Below are 13,295 nucleotides of genomic sequence, written 5' to 3'. Positions count from 1 at the left end.
ACTGTGATCCCGTGGTAATGCTTATCGTTTGAGAGATTGGCGCCAGAAACGTCGGGCGCCTGCATCTTTTCGCGATCAGGCGCGTTTGTCTGCCATGGTATCAAGCGCGGTCGAGGTTATCATGGCAAGCGGCAAGCTCTCCCGTTACACGTCCAAACGCGACTTCAAGCTCACACAGGAGCCAAGCGGAGGCGGCGAAGTCAATGCGTCGAACAAGCTTCGCTTCATCGTCCAAAAGCACGATGCTTCAAGGCTGCACTACGATCTCCGGCTGGAACTCGACGGCGTTTTCAAATCCTGGGCGGTGACGCGGGGGCCCTCGCTTGATCCAAAGGACAAGCGCCTTGCGGTCGAGGTCGAAGATCATCCGCTCGAATATGGCGACTTCGAAGGCACGATACCGAAGGGCCAGTATGGCGGTGGAACCGTGATGCTGTGGGATCGGGGTTATTGGGAACCGGAGGGTACCAAATCCCCTCAGGAGGCGCTCGAGGAGGGCGATCTCAAATTCGCGTTGGATGGCAAGAAACTGCACGGCAGCTTCGTACTCGTGCGCATGAAGAATGACCGGGACGGCGGCAAGCGCAACAACTGGTTGCTGATCAAGCATCGCGACGACCACTCGGTAGATGGAAACGGTGACGCGATCCTCAAGGAAGCAGCCTCGGTGGCGTCGGGCCGGACCATGGAGGCAATAGCCTCGGGAAAAGGGCGCAAGCCCAAGCCGTTCATGACGGAGGGTTCTGACGCGGCAGCGGACGCAACTTGGGAGAGCAATCGCAACGGCTCCGCAGCGCCGACTACGCGCAAGCGAGGAACGCCTGCCGCCTCAAGTGAAGCGACGATGCCGGACTTCATCCCTCCACAGCTTTGCGAAAGCGTTGCGCGTCCTCCTTCTGACGCTGGATGGGTGCATGAGATCAAGTTCGATGGCTATCGCATTCAAGCCCGGGTCAAGGACGGAGATGCGACGCTGAGGACCCGCAAGGGTCTTGACTGGACGAAGAAGTACACGGCAATCGCCAAGGCATTCTCGGCATTGCCGGATGTGATTATCGATGGGGAGATATGCGCTCTCGATGATCATGGCGCACCCGACTTTGCCGCGCTGCAGGCGGCACAGGCCGATGGCAAGACCGGCGACCTTGTCTACTTCGCCTTTGATCTGTTGTTCGAAGCCGGTCAGGATTGGCGCGACCGCCCCTTGACCGAACGAAAGGCACGGCTGCGGTCGATCCTCGACGACGCGGGCGGTGATCCGAGGCTCAGATATGTCGACCACTTCGAGACGGGCGGTGACGCGGTCCTGAAGTCCGCCTGCAAGCTTTCGCTGGAAGGAATTGTGTCGAAGCAGTCCAACGCTACCTACCGTTCGGGGCGAACCGATATGTGGGTTAAAGCGAAGTGTCGCGCCGGGCACGAAGTCGTCATCGGCGGTTGGTCGAAGACCAACGGAAGATTCCGCTCGCTGCTCGTCGGTGTCTTTCGTGAGGACCACTTCATTTATGTCGGCCGCGTCGGCACAGGGTACGGAGCGGCAAAAGTGAAGTCGCTGCTGCCCCGACTCGAGGCACTTCGCGCCGAAAAGTCGCCCTTCACCGGGGGGAACATGGCCAAGAAGGTCGATCCCGATGTCGAATGGGTGAAACCCGAACTCGTGGCGGAGATCGAATTCGAAGGCTGGACTGCCGACAGTCTCGTGCGGCAGGCTTCGTTCAAAGGTATTCGTGAAGACAAACCTGCCCTGGAAGTCGAGGCGGAGAAGCCGGCGAAACCTGAAACCACGGACGTTCCCGATCCCGGGAAACAGGCGCGGAGCATCGGCAAGCGACGTGGAGCGAAGGCCGAAATCATGGGTGTTGTTTTGTCCAATCCAGACAAACCTCTGTGGCCGGACGCCGGCGATAAGAGGCCTGTCACCAAGCTTGATCTTGCCGAGTATTACCGGGCGGTCGGCCCATGGCTGCTTGATCATATCAAGGGGAGGCCATGTTCGATCATCCGCGCCCCGGACGGCATTGGTGGAGAACAGTTTTTCCAGCGTCATGCCATGCAAGGCGCGTCGAATCTGATCGAATTGGTAACGGTTTCGGGCGATCGAAAACCCTATCTGCAAATCGACCGGGTGGAGGGATTGATCGCCGTCGCCCAGATCGCTGCCCTCGAACTCCATCCATGGAATTGCGCACCTGGAAATCCGGACGTTCCAGGACGGCTGGTATTCGATCTGGATCCCGGCCCCGATGTGCCATTCTCAGTGGTGGTCGCGGCAGCGAAGGAAATGCGGGAACGTCTCGAAGCGCTGGACCTCGTCTGCTTCTGCAAGACCACGGGCGGCAAGGGCCTGCACGTCGTCACGCCACTTGCGACCAGCAAGAAGAGCAAGCTCACCTGGAGCGAGGCAAAGGCATTCGCCCACGATGTCTGCCAGATAATGGCCAATGATCACCCGGACCGCTATCTCGTCAAGATGGCTAAGAAACTGCGCAACGGGCGGATCTTTCTCGATTATTTGCGCAACGATCGCATGGCTACCGCGGTGGCGCCGCTCTCGCCTCGGGCTCGTCCCGGCGCAACTGTGTCCATGCCCTTGGCCTGGGGGGACGTAAGGGCCGATCTCGACCCCAAGCGTTTTACCGTGCGAACGGTCCCCGCACTTCTCGAAAAAACCGACGCTTGGGCGGATTATCTCGATGGAGAACGTTCATTGGAAAAGGCCATCAAGCTTCTGGGAAAGTCCGTGAAAGCAGCAGCATGATCGAAGTGGCGAAACGGAAGATGTCACGATCTGCGTGGGCCCTGCCTCTCGATACGCAGCCGATGGAGGCCCGATCGGCCGAGACCCTGCCTGCCGACGGCGGCTGGCAATATGAACCGAAATGGGATGGATTTCGCTGCCTGGCATTCAAGGACGGAACCGAGGTTGATTTGCGCGCCAAATCCGGGAAGCCGCTGGGGCGCTTCTTTCCGGAGATGGTCGAGTTGCTGGCGGCGCTGCCGGTTCAACGTTTTGTCATCGACGGCGAACTCGTCATCGAGAGCGGCGGCGCGCTCTCCTTTCAAGCCCTGCAAATGCGACTTCATCCTGCGGAAAGCCGTGTCAGAAAGCTCGCGGCTGAAACGCCGTCGAGGCTCGTCGTCTTCGACATGCTGATGAATCCCGACGGCAAGTTAATCATGGATAGTCCCCTTACCGTTCGTAATGCGCAATTGTCCGCCTTCCTGGCGCTCGCGCGCGAAGCCGCACTGACGCAATCGCCGCATTCGAGCGATATCGACGAAGCACGTATCTGGCTCGAAAATGGTTATGCCGGAACCGACGGCGTCGTGTGCAAGCGCCTGGATGGCCTCTATCTCCCGGGCGAGCGCGTCATGATCAAGGTGAAGCGTCTTAAGTCAGCGGATTGCGTGGTTGGCGGGTTCCGTTACGAACATGACAGCAAGCAAGTCGGTTCTCTTCTTCTTGGCCTCTATAACAGTGACGGCAAGCTCGATCACGTTGGCTATACGTCAACCATTACGGATAAAGAGCGCGGGGAACTGACAGAGAAGCTGGAGGCATTGGTCGGGCCTCCCGGCTTTACCGGCAAGGCTCCAGGTGGGCCGAGCCGCTGGAGCACAGAGCGGAGCGGCGAATGGCAACCGTTGAAGCCGCAACTCGTCGTCGAGGTAAGATTTGATCATGTCAGCGGTGATCGGTTTCGCCACGGGACCAAATTGTTGCGATGGCGCCCCGACAAGAGCCCTCGCCAATGCACGTACGAGCAGCTCCGGTCAGTCGTGCATTAGGCCGGCACCTTCTTGTGGCGAAGGGAAAGCGTATCGGCAATGAAACGCTCCTGGCTCGCCGCAGTGGCGGCGATCAGGTTTTCGTCACGCAAGCCCCCATCGAAAAGGGTCATCACCCGTCTGGCAACCCTGTGGATTTCGTCCAGGCTTGTACTCGGTACATGGAGATCGCGGCACGCGATGCGGTGTGCGTGTTCCATGAGGTTCCAGTCTTCGCGGGAATATATTGCTTTCCTTGCACGTCGCATGAATGCCTCCTCATCGTCGTCAAGTATTAAGCCGAACACTGGACGCGGCGCCGGTGGGTGTCATTCAAATTGTTTAACGGAATCGTCGAAACAATCTTTGCGAAACTGCACGATGATCGCTGGATTATGAGCGAACCGCATTGAATCGGAACAAAAGGTTTCGCGGCGACTTGTAGCTAGATAAGCAACGCAATCTTACCGAGACGGCACTGTCTTCGGATTTTCCAGCCACTCATTGGAAAACGTCAGGCTCGCGATTGAAATGGGATTCCCTTCCTCGTCTCTCACAGTCACGGTGACAATCAGACGCCCGGTGTCGCCGACTTCGTCGCGAGCAATATCAAGCAGGATGCGCGTTGCCTCCTGGGTTACGGCATTGAGCGTCGCCAGTTCCACCCCGTGGTCGTCGCGCAGGGGGCCGGCGCCATTGTGCAAGTCGAAGTAATATCGGGACATTTGTGTGTACACGCTGCTGGTTTCGTAAGGATAGTAATCGTTCGTGGGCCAATCAGTTCCGTCATTCGTCACTATTCTGGAAAATTGGATGGAGGTTTCTTTGATTGAATCACTGCTTCTGAATCTTGAAAGTCGCGATATTGTTTCCGAGGAGGAGAAATCGCTTCTTCGATCAATCATCACACGCGGGCGACAATTTGAAATCGATGAAGATCTGGTCCGGGAAGGATCACGGCCGACATCTAGCACCTTGATGCTGGAAGGCTTCGCCGCGCGCTATAAGGTGCTCGATGACGGAAGCCGGCAGATTACGTCCCTGCATATTCCCGGCGACTTCGTCGATCTTCACGCATTCCCCCTGAAAATCATGGACCACGGTATTGTCGCCTTGTCCCCGTGCCGCGTCGCCTTCGCCGACCACAGCGCTCTCAAGACCGTCACCGAAACTGTCCCGCACCTGACGCGGTTGCTCTGGCTTTCCACCCTGATCGACGGCGCCATCCATCGCGAATGGATCGTCGCGATGGGGCGAAGATCAAAGAAGGCGCATCTTGCTCATCTGATCTGCGAGCTTTACGTCCGCCTGCAGGTCGTCCGGCTGACCACCGATCAAAGCTTCCACCTGCCGCTGTCGCAGGTCGAGCTTGCCGATGTCGTCGGTATCTCGGTGGTCCATCTCAACAAGACACTGCAATCACTGCGCCGCGAAAAGCTCGTGACCTGGATCAATCGGACAGTGACAATTGTCGACTGGGAAGCCTTGAAGGAGTTCGCGGAATTCAACCCGCTTTATCTCAATCTTTCGGTCGAGGCGCGGTAGCGATCAGATGTCGTATCAGACAGGCGGGATATTTCCGGGATTCGCTTTGGAGACGATCGTTCTCAGCGAGGCCACCTTGCGGGTTCGTCACGGGGGTAACGGACCGCCGCTGCTTTTGCTGCACGGGCATCCGCGCACGCACACCACCTGGTACCGCGTCGCTCCTCTGCTCGCGGATGAGTTTACCGTTGTCTGTCCTGACCTGCGCGGATTCGGCGGTTCGTCCAAGCCTGCGGACCATCCCAATCATGCCGGGTCGTCCAAACGAGCGAAAGCGCGTGACTGCGTCGAGCTGATGGGTGGACTGGGGTTCGAAACATTCTCGATCGCCGGCCACGATCGCGGCAGCTATACGGCTTTTCGCTGTGCGATGGATCATCCGCAGACGATCAGATCTCTATCAATCCTCGATGGAGTTCCAATCATCGAGGCTGTCGAGCGATGCGACGCCAAATTCGCGAAAGCCTGGTGGCACTGGTTTTTCTTCGCTCAGGCAGAGAAGCCTGAACGGGCCATCCTGGCCGATCCGCTCGCATGGTACGGTGGTACGGCCGACAAAATGGGAGAAGCGAACTTCGCGGATTACAGCACAGCCATTCATGATCCGGCGACGGTCCACGGCATGATCGAGGATTACCGTGCCGGCCTTGAGATCGACTGGCGCCACGACGAGGACGACCGGAGCGCCGGACGGCGCTTGGCCTGTCCGTTGCAGGTTTTATGGTCGGGGCAGGACGATCTCGAGGACCTCTACGGCGATGTTCTTGGCGTCTGGCGGCGGTGGGCAACGGAACTGTCCGGCCAGTCCCTGCCTTGCGGGCACCATATGGCGGAGGAGGTGCCCGAGACGTTGGCCAAAGCACTTTCGCGTTTTCACAGCCTCTACTGGTAGCCTGAAAGGAGATCAACCTGAGTGCAGGGGTTGGAACTTTCGAACCCGCGGGCCGTTACATTTTGCTACAACTTCTGATGGTATAAGGTTCTGGTCTTGACTGGAGGCGTCATGATGACGGTGCAGATTTCTCCGCCCTCGCGTTTGGCAACCCATTCGGTTCGCGAGTCGGATTGCGTCGAAGCCATCAGGGCAAGGTTCGAAGAACTGCACGATCCGGGTGAAGATTACATCGATCTCATCAGGGAGGCGATGGCGGCAGGTTGGACCATGCGCGAAGCGCGGCTCGCTCTCAACAAGTTGCTCGGGCTCGACCTCAGGGATCAGGAGCAACACTAGCTCCGGTTAATTTCCGGCGCGGTTCAGGACTTCTTCCAGTTCGGCGATCCTGCGCCGTATGACCTCTGCGGCACTGTCACCCGGTACTGAATCACCTTCCGTGGCAATGCCGAAGGTTTGGCTGCCTTCGGCAACGGCGAGATCATCCTTCAGCCGCGCCAGTTCTTCGCGCAAATCCGCTATTGTAGGCTCGTTGCTCATGACACCCTCATCCGCTTGGCGACTACTTCCCGTGAACGATTTTCCAGTCGTTGCGTTCCCGGAGTCTCCCACTCTCTGATGCGTACGCAAAGGTGGAACCTCCGTTTCCTCCATGTGTTTCACTGAAAATTACGACGCCAATTGACACTCACTGCAATGACGCAAATTCGAGCAACAGTAGAGAGCAATCTGATGGGTGATCCTGGTCCTCGTCCAAATCCCGATCCGCCAATCCCTGACAGGCCGCCGGTGCCCGCGCCGGGACCCGGCCCGGTGCCGCCCATTGTCGAGCCGCCATCTCCGGATCAGCTGCCGGACGAAGTGCCTTTGCCCAATCCTGACGAGGTCCGTGATCCGCCCGCGCATGTTTGGACTAGGCAGAACGAGCCAACGACGACTTTCATGGTCTCACCTAGGGAACGAATGGTGGTGCGGAGAGTTCATTCTCGACAAAGGAAGTGCGAGGTCCCACATGCCGCTGTTTCGTTTCGTTTTCGATGAAGGTGAGGGGCTTGATGCCATTACACCGATCGCATTTCCTGACCATGAAGCTGCGATCGACGCTGCGCACAAGGCAGCAAAGGAATCGCTCATCGACGCGGTCATTGAAGGCTACGATCCAACGACATGGGTCGTGCGCATCTATAATGAACCAGGCGAACTTTTGAAGACGATTTTCGTGTCTGACCTCCTGCGTACAAAAACCGAATAGCTCTTTAATTGCCAATCCTGGCGAAGAGGGCCCCCCACGAGGCCCTCCATATAGCTCACATGGCAGCGTTACTGCGATAGATAAACAACCTTGCGGTCCTTGCGCGATACGATGATCGGCTGCTTGTCGACGTAGACATAGGCGTAGTCCGGGCTATCGGGAATCGGTACCAGCTGAACCTCTTGGGGAACGACGGTTCCAACGGCAACATCGCCATCGATCACAACAGGATCCGAAGGATGGGCGATGACATAGTCGCGCGCTGGCTGTGGAACTTCCACGATGACAGCGTCCTGCGCAAAGGCATAAGTCGAGCCGGCGAGGAGCAATGCGGTGGTTATTGCAACGATGCGTTTCATAAGTTTTGTCTCCTTGTGTGTCCCTGGGCAAGAAACCGGCAATAGGCCCGTTTGGTTCCAGAAGAAGTGACAACCCTCACCAACTCGGGCTTTGCTGCCGCGAAAATTCGGGGCAAGCGAACGGCGCTACAAGCGCCGGCGGCATGCTCCGCCAGTTAGAAGATTTTTGCCGCGTAGAATGGAACCCGACTTTACCACGGCCGTTTTCACGCTAGACAGCGGTGGCCGTGTTAACCAGACGCGACGGTAGGGCGGACAGGACAGTTTTTCTGGTTTCCGGTCCTGGCCAACGAAACGGCAGGCGAGCGCATAACCCGTCCGGCCGCCACTGTCACCGAACCTTACGTCCTCCATTTTTCATGGTGGTCGCCGGAACATTGCTCGTATCTGTGAATTGCAGGATAGAGGCAAAGATATCGGTCCCGCGCATGAAGGCATCCACAAAGCGAACTAAGGAACAAGTGCGTAACGCCCGTGCGCGACAAAAAGCCCGCGGCCGTCGCGCCAAGAAGCCTTCCGAGATTCCGGGTCTCGGATGGAAGGACGTCCTTTACCGGGTGTGGCAGTCGCTGTCACAAGACCGCATCATGCTGATAGCGGCAGGTGCCGCGTTTTATTTGCTGCTCGCCCTTTTTCCCGCCTTGACAGCCTTTGTGTCGCTTTATGGCTTTCTTGCCGATCGTGCCTCTGTTGCAGGTAATGTTTCGCTGCTTGCCGGCATCTTGCCCAATGACGCGATAGCTCTGATACGTGCTCAACTCGAGGCACTTGCCGCGCAGGATACGAAGTTGCTGAGCATCGGCTTCCTGTTCGGTTTAGTCATCGCGCTCTGGAGCGCCAATAATGGCGTCAAAGGCATTTTCGAAGCGTTGAACGTCGCCTACGGACAGAATGAGACCCGCAGCTTCGTCAAACTGAACCTCGTTTCATTCGTCGTTACTCTGGGTGGAATCTTTTTCGGAATCGTGCTGCTTCTCGCGCTGGGCATCATGCCGAAACTTCTTGACGCGATGGGGCTCGAAGGGTGGAGCGCCGGTTTACTGAGCCTCGCCCGCTGGCCGGTTATGATGGGCGTTACCGTGGCTGCGATCTCGATCGTCTATCGCTACGGCCCGGACCGGGAATATGCGAAATGGCGGTGGCTTTCGTGGGGTGCCGTATTGTCCGCCGTGATCGGCATCGCCGCCTCTGCAGCGTTCACATCGTATCTTACAAACTTTGCCGATTATAACGCCACCTATGGCGCCTTGGGCGCAGTAGCCGGCCTGATGATGTGGATGTGGATCACATTGATCATTCTTATTCTCGGCGCAGAACTCAATGCGGAGCTTGAACACCAAACCGCAGTCGACAGTACGACAGGTCCGCCGCAGCCCATGGGCAAGCGGGGCGCAGTCGTTGCCGATACGCTGGGTGAAAGCGTGGCTGAATAATCAGCGCAGAATTTTATTGGTCATCACCCATTTCACCGACCGAGGCCACGCATAATTTGCGCCCATTCGCAGATCGGTGAAGCCCTCCGCAACGGTCTTCCCGCTTTTCGCATCAAGGATGCGAATGAATACGGCATGTTCGGTGCGGTTGACACGGGTGACGACGCCGAGGAGTGCGAGCGATGCGCCATTCTCGCGAGCGATAGCTGCCTCGCAGCCCCCGCAATAGCGCAGCCCCTTCGCCTCTGCCTCCGCAGGCACCGTAACGCCCACCACAGTATAGCGGCCCGAGCCCGTGAGCATGTCCTTTGCCATTTGTTCTGACTCGAAAAGATAGCGCTTGTCGTGCTCATCGGGCGCAATGATGCCGGCGCCCGCACTCCTGTCTTCAAGCTCAATGGGAAATACTGCGATCGAGGCAGGCGGGTTTTGCTGAGCGCCGGCCGGGGTGCACATCATCAAGCCCAATATCATCAGAAGCAACGGGCGCATGTTAACCCTCCATGCGGCTTTCCTCGCTGGGTAAAGGCCGAGGCGGACAAATCATGCCACGTTGCTGCTAATTCGCAAAGCCGCGGCAGGGTTCGGCGGGGAAATGATTATATGGGATAGATCAGCATCAGGACGCCGATTGCGATCAGCGCCAAGGCGGGCCAGTTGCGACCCGCGCGGAGGAATCCGAGACCTTGCCGTTTTGGCTCCAGTGTTGGTGCATTTTGATTGTCGGGATGCCTGGGCGGAGAGCTCAGCCGGCGCGCACTGATTGCCACCCACACTGCGTACAGTATGCCGAGGCAAACAAATAACGCGCCAGCTATCTTCATGGTTGAACTCCCGGACGGCCTAAGTCCAGCCGTTGGTTGGAAACTAGTTCTTGCAGTCCTCGGCCTTGGCCATGGCGGTCGGTTCGCCCTTCTGCTGCGCCTGCACGTCCTGCGCTGAGGTGGCTAAATTCTTGTCACCTGCGCCTTCCGTGCCGGCGAGTGGCATGGTTTGGCCGTCCTTCTGAGCGGTCTGGGGGCTATTATTCGTTGTTGTACCCGTACTGGCCGCACCTTTTTGTACCGTGCTGTTGCCCGAATTTTCTAAGGGAACGTGCGTGCCATCCTGGGCGATGCCCGGCTTTGCATCGGAATTTATCGATCCCGTTGTCGTGGGGCATGCGGCAAATGCGATACCGGGGGCAAAAGCCAGTGCGGCAGCGGCGATGATCGGTGCAAGCGCTTTCATGTGATTTCCTCCCTATAGGTTCAATATCGGTAAACCGGGCTATCGCGTTATTGTTCCAGTTGCCTTGGTCGCAAAAGGGCGGTGAACTTTCGCTCACCGCCAGCTATGGGCCCCAGAAAGCTCGGTGTAACCGTTGAGCCAGGGCGCGCTGACCTGGAAAATCAGCGCACAATGAACGCCCGCGAAAAATGCTCGTTCCGGCTTGGTCCGCAATCGTACCGAATTTGCTGCGCGGCAAATGAGCAAAAACGTTTATTCGCGCGGGGTGCGTGCTTCTCCTAGCGCTCTTGATCGCCGATATTGCAGGATATGTCTCGACGGTTTGAAGTGCGACTGAAAGCGGGTTGCATGAGATGCCGTCAGCAGCTCGTTTCTCCCTTCCATACTCGTCCAAAATTTTATCGCGTTCCTGCAACAGATGGCAGAGTCTGTACGTTTTCGGACGTTGTTCGCAATGCTTTCGCAGGCCGATTCCGATAGAGACAGGAGCACGTGATGAGTTTGGCAGCCGGCAACTTCGCCAACCATCTCCTTGCAATGAGCAGGGCTTGCAAGGGCGACGAACTGTTTGCCAATCTCGAAACGGTCGACCTCCCGCTCGGCATGCTCCTCAACGAGCCGAACCGGACGATCCCGCATATCTATTTTCCAGAAAGTGGCATTGGATCGATGATCACTTCCCTGTCCGATGGCCGCGATATCGAGATCGGACTGTTCGGCGCAGACGGGATGTCACATGTCGGCGCAGTGTTGGGCGACGAACTGAGCCCTTACCGCACCGTTGTTCAAGTGGCGGGAAAGGGCAACAGGATCGCTGCGGACCGATTTCGCAGAGCTATCGAGGGCAACAGCGACCTGATGCGATTGTTCCTGAAATACGCGCGCTCCTTCTCCATCCAGACCGGATCGACCGCGCTTGCCAATGGTCGGTCGACGATCGAGGCACGTCTCGCACGATGGCTGCTCATGATGCACGACCGGATCTCAGGCGAATATCTCGGTGTGACCCATGAATTCCTTGCAACGATGCTTGGCGTCAGGCGTCCCAGTGTCACCGATGCGCTGCATATTCTTGAAGGCGAACATCTCGTGATCTCGAGGCGCTCGGAAATTGTCATCCGCGACCGCCATGGCCTTGCAGCGATAGCCGATGGTGCTTATGGTCTTGCCGAGCGGGAAGCCGAAAGATTGACGGGCTGGCGCGGCAAGCCGCTTTTCCGCTCGGTCTGACCCGACGATTTCCACCGTGGAACAGCCTATGAAGCGGACTTGTGGGTATATGAAAACGGCCGGGAATTTTCCCAGCCGCTTTCATTAACTGCATCGATTACCGAACAGACTATTTATTCTTGTGGCTCTGCTCGCCGGCCTTGCCCTGTTGTTCACCGCTCTTGGAGGAACCGGATCCCTGCTGGGAGCCGCGGGAACCTTGTCCCTGTTCCTGCTGCTTGGACGTGCCCTTGCCGCTCTGTGAACTTCCGCTCTTTTGACTATTAGGCATTTGTCTTCTCCGTTTTGTTAACCCCGCATTCAATCAATCCGGCGCGGTGACGAATGTTCCTGCTAATTGAATTGCAGATCGGAACTGTACGGTAGCGGACACAGCGCTTGTATGTGCGGTAGCGAATGGGCCAGTTTCGCAGTGTCAAGAACGTGTTCGTGACTTTGCTAAGAGTGGGTTCGGAAAGGAACAATTTGACGCGATGGAAAAAATCACCACCATGCTCGACGAGAGCTTTTTCCAACGAGGTTCGGAGGAGGTTGCCCGCGCCCTCATTGGCGTTTCTCTGGTTGTCGATGGGGTGGGCGGACCGATCATCGAAACCGAAGCCTACGCCCCGAACGATCCTGCCTCGCACAGTTATCGCGGGCCCGGGATCGCGAACCGGACGATGTTCGGTCCAGCAGGTCGCGCCTACGTCTACCGGTCGTATGGTATCCACTGGTGTCTGAATTTTGTGTGTCTCGAGGCGTCAGCAGTGCTTATCCGGGCAATAGAACCTGTTCGTAACATCGAGATCATGCAGCGCCGCCGCGCCGTCGATGACATAAGGCTATTGTGCTCGGGACCGGGAAAACTTGCCCAGGCGCTTGCTGTAGACAAGTCGTATGACGGCAAATCTCTGTTTGAGCCGCCTTTTTTGCTGGAGGCGGCAACGGATGCCTTCGAGATCAGCATAGGACCACGGATCGGTCTGACCAAGGCCGTCGAAACGCCGTGGCGTTTCGGCGCCCGCGCTTCGCCATTTCTCAGCAGAAAGTTTCCCCTGAAATAGCCGTTCATGCAAGCCGCGTATATCGTCAGCGTGTTTATGGCCGCGGCAATAATTGTCCCGCGGTACCATCCAAAGATCCGCCGGGGCGCTGCCAGCGTATACATCCAAAACAGGGATCAAACATGCTTAAATACGGACTGGCATATTTCGTTACCGCAGTAATTTTCCTTGCGCTCGACATGTTGTGGCTTGGCACGATGGCGACGAGCTTTTACCGCGCCCGCATCCCAGACATAGTGGCGTCGGATGTGAATTACGCACCGGCCATCCTGTTCTATCTGATCTACGCGGTCGGCATCGTGATCTTCGCCTTAAGCCCGGCCATGGAGACCGGCCGATGGCACACCGCGCTGATTTATGGCGCGCTTTTCGGCTTTTTTGCCTATGCCACCTATGATCTGACCAGCCAGGCGACTTTGAAACAATGGTCGACCGCCCTTACGGTCGTGGATATTGCCTGGGGCACTTTTGCTTCCGGTTTGTCGGCGACCTTGAGCTTTCTGGCGACGAACTGGCTGCTGGCGAGGCTAAGCTAACACA

The 13,295-nt window shown here is 57.5% G+C and carries 18 protein-coding genes; 10 read left to right on the top strand and 8 right to left on the bottom strand.

Annotated features, from left to right (window positions below; genetic code table 11):
- The first annotated feature begins 121 nt into the window (after positions 1-121).
- Both ligD and BLR72_RS19625 read left to right on the top strand, forming a co-directional pair.
- Entirely contained in the window at positions 122-2,758 is a 2,637-nt protein-coding gene (gene ligD, locus BLR72_RS19630) for a DNA ligase D (protein WP_091951331.1), read from the top strand.
- A 20-nt stretch (positions 2,759-2,778) separates the two neighbouring features.
- Positions 2,779-3,789: an ATP-dependent DNA ligase gene (locus tag BLR72_RS19625; RefSeq protein ID WP_091951329.1), complete on the top strand. Its 1,011-nt coding sequence runs from the start codon at positions 2,779-2,781 to the stop codon at positions 3,787-3,789.
- Here BLR72_RS19625 and BLR72_RS19620 read toward each other — a convergent pair.
- Positions 3,786-4,037 carry a hypothetical protein gene (locus BLR72_RS19620; RefSeq protein WP_139202558.1) on the bottom strand — a complete coding sequence of 84 codons (252 nt, stop codon included), beginning with the start codon at positions 4,035-4,037 and terminating at the stop codon, positions 3,786-3,788. The genes BLR72_RS19625 and BLR72_RS19620 overlap by 4 nt on opposite strands.
- Before the next feature lie 195 nt (positions 4,038-4,232).
- Entirely contained in the window at positions 4,233-4,493 is a 261-nt protein-coding gene (locus BLR72_RS19615) for a DUF6894 family protein (RefSeq protein WP_027232026.1), read from the bottom strand.
- 100 nt (positions 4,494-4,593) lie between these two features.
- On the opposite strand from BLR72_RS19615, the gene BLR72_RS19610 reads away from it, so the two are divergent.
- The 3 genes from BLR72_RS19610 (at position 4,594) to BLR72_RS19600 (ending at position 6,544) form a co-directional block, all read left to right on the top strand.
- On the top strand, positions 4,594-5,313 hold the full coding sequence (locus tag BLR72_RS19610; RefSeq protein WP_091951327.1) for a Crp/Fnr family transcriptional regulator: 720 nt from the start codon (positions 4,594-4,596) through the stop codon (positions 5,311-5,313).
- A 7-nt stretch (positions 5,314-5,320) separates the two neighbouring features.
- On the top strand, positions 5,321-6,205 hold the full coding sequence (locus BLR72_RS19605; RefSeq protein WP_091951225.1) for an alpha/beta fold hydrolase: 885 nt from the start codon (positions 5,321-5,323) through the stop codon (positions 6,203-6,205).
- A 111-nt stretch (positions 6,206-6,316) separates the two neighbouring features.
- Positions 6,317-6,544, top strand: a complete 228-nt coding sequence (locus tag BLR72_RS19600) for a hypothetical protein (protein ID WP_027232023.1) — start codon at positions 6,317-6,319, stop codon at positions 6,542-6,544.
- Positions 6,545-6,550: 6 nt separating this feature from the next.
- Here the strand turns inward: BLR72_RS19600 and BLR72_RS19595 are convergent, their stop codons facing one another.
- Complete coding sequence (locus BLR72_RS19595; protein ID WP_091951223.1) at positions 6,551-6,745, bottom strand: hypothetical protein; 195 nt, start codon at positions 6,743-6,745, stop codon at positions 6,551-6,553.
- Between the two features lie 472 nt (positions 6,746-7,217).
- Between BLR72_RS19595 and BLR72_RS19585 the strand changes: the two genes are divergently transcribed.
- On the top strand, positions 7,218-7,457 hold the full coding sequence (locus tag BLR72_RS19585; protein WP_091951218.1) for a DUF6894 family protein: 240 nt from the start codon (positions 7,218-7,220) through the stop codon (positions 7,455-7,457).
- Between the two features lie 68 nt (positions 7,458-7,525).
- On the opposite strand, the gene BLR72_RS19580 is transcribed toward BLR72_RS19585, so the two are convergent.
- Entirely contained in the window at positions 7,526-7,816 is a 291-nt protein-coding gene (locus BLR72_RS19580; RefSeq protein ID WP_091951216.1) for a DUF1236 domain-containing protein, read from the bottom strand.
- 461 nt (positions 7,817-8,277) lie between these two features.
- Between BLR72_RS19580 and BLR72_RS19575 the strand changes: the two genes are divergently transcribed.
- The gene (locus BLR72_RS19575; RefSeq protein WP_244506765.1) at positions 8,278-9,249 is read left to right on the top strand and encodes a YihY/virulence factor BrkB family protein; all 972 of its coding nucleotides are present in this window, start codon (positions 8,278-8,280) and stop codon (positions 9,247-9,249) included.
- On the opposite strand, the gene BLR72_RS19570 is transcribed toward BLR72_RS19575, so the two are convergent.
- The 3 genes from BLR72_RS19570 to BLR72_RS19560 all read right to left on the bottom strand — a co-directional run bounded on the left by BLR72_RS19570 (position 9,250) and on the right by BLR72_RS19560 (position 10,479).
- Positions 9,250-9,741, bottom strand: a complete 492-nt coding sequence (locus tag BLR72_RS19570; RefSeq protein ID WP_091951212.1) for a DUF2380 domain-containing protein — start codon at positions 9,739-9,741, stop codon at positions 9,250-9,252.
- Between the two features lie 107 nt (positions 9,742-9,848).
- Positions 9,849-10,073 (bottom strand): hypothetical protein, encoded by a 225-nt coding sequence (locus tag BLR72_RS19565; RefSeq protein WP_091951211.1) that lies wholly within the window; start codon positions 10,071-10,073, stop codon positions 9,849-9,851.
- Positions 10,074-10,116: 43 nt separating this feature from the next.
- Positions 10,117-10,479 carry a hypothetical protein gene (locus BLR72_RS19560; RefSeq protein WP_091951209.1) on the bottom strand — a complete coding sequence of 121 codons (363 nt, stop codon included), beginning with the start codon at positions 10,477-10,479 and terminating at the stop codon, positions 10,117-10,119.
- A gap of 495 nt (positions 10,480-10,974) precedes the next feature.
- Between BLR72_RS19560 and BLR72_RS19555 the strand changes: the two genes are divergently transcribed.
- Positions 10,975-11,709 carry a Crp/Fnr family transcriptional regulator gene (locus BLR72_RS19555; protein ID WP_091951208.1) on the top strand — a complete coding sequence of 245 codons (735 nt, stop codon included), beginning with the start codon at positions 10,975-10,977 and terminating at the stop codon, positions 11,707-11,709.
- Between the two features lie 109 nt (positions 11,710-11,818).
- Here BLR72_RS19555 and BLR72_RS22565 read toward each other — a convergent pair whose 3' ends face one another.
- Positions 11,819-11,980: a hypothetical protein gene (locus BLR72_RS22565; protein WP_172982671.1), complete on the bottom strand. Its 162-nt coding sequence runs from the start codon at positions 11,978-11,980 to the stop codon at positions 11,819-11,821.
- Positions 11,981-12,182: 202 nt separating this feature from the next.
- Between BLR72_RS22565 and BLR72_RS19550 the strand changes: the two genes are divergently transcribed.
- Positions 12,183-12,755, top strand: coding sequence for a DNA-3-methyladenine glycosylase (locus BLR72_RS19550; RefSeq protein WP_244506764.1), 573 nt, complete (start codon positions 12,183-12,185; stop codon positions 12,753-12,755).
- A gap of 122 nt (positions 12,756-12,877) precedes the next feature.
- Complete coding sequence (locus BLR72_RS19545; protein WP_027232016.1) at positions 12,878-13,291, top strand: DUF2177 family protein; 414 nt, start codon at positions 12,878-12,880, stop codon at positions 13,289-13,291.
- Positions 13,292-13,295: the final 4 nt, after the last annotated feature.

Origin of the sequence: Phyllobacterium sp. YR620 (assembly GCF_900104165.1) — a bacterium.
GTDB lineage: Bacteria > Pseudomonadota > Alphaproteobacteria > Rhizobiales > Rhizobiaceae > Phyllobacterium > Phyllobacterium pellucidum.
The sequence above is the reverse complement of the archived record's forward strand: the minus strand, read 5'-3'. Positions and strand labels throughout refer to the sequence as shown.